The sequence below is a fragment of the Dietzia sp. IBK-p2-15D genome (assembly GCF_057773105.1).
Window position 1 is genome coordinate 1 of the sequence record NZ_JBYMTK010000105.1, and the last position, 444, is coordinate 444.

1 protein-coding gene is annotated in these 444 nt (G+C 34.2%); it reads right to left on the reverse strand.

All coding sequences use genetic code 11. The annotated features are described in order from the left end of the window. On the reverse strand, nucleotides 1-444 hold a 444-nt coding region (locus AC3DEV_RS17080), incomplete at both ends, for a putative polyvalent protein kinase domain-containing protein (RefSeq protein WP_488372887.1).

Here is a 444-nt window from a genome sequence, read left to right on the forward strand (position 1 = left end):
GTTGTTTCAATACGAAAGAAAAATTGTTAGTGTCTTTTCGTTTTGTGAAACCTGCAACTTCATAAGGAGACTCCACAAATAAATTATTATGGACTGACAGAGTGTTTAAATAGTCTAGAGGTGTGTCATAAAACTCCAAATCATTAACTTTATAGACATCGTTCCCATCCTTACTTAAATATACTAGGCTTTCCATACCTTGCCCAATAAATTCCCCTAAAGAGTTGTAATCTTCTATCCAATTTCCATTCTCCTTAGCGAAGATTTCTAAATCTGATTTCTGCCTTGCTGAAGAATTCTTTTCATTTGTGCTACCTTCTCTTCGTAAGAGATTGGTTGCGCTCGTTGCGATTCCATTGTCTGTTTTACCTTCTCGTTTCTCTGCTTGTGATAGTTGTTCAATTCCATAATTTTTATTAAAAGCGTTTTTATATACGTTTATAG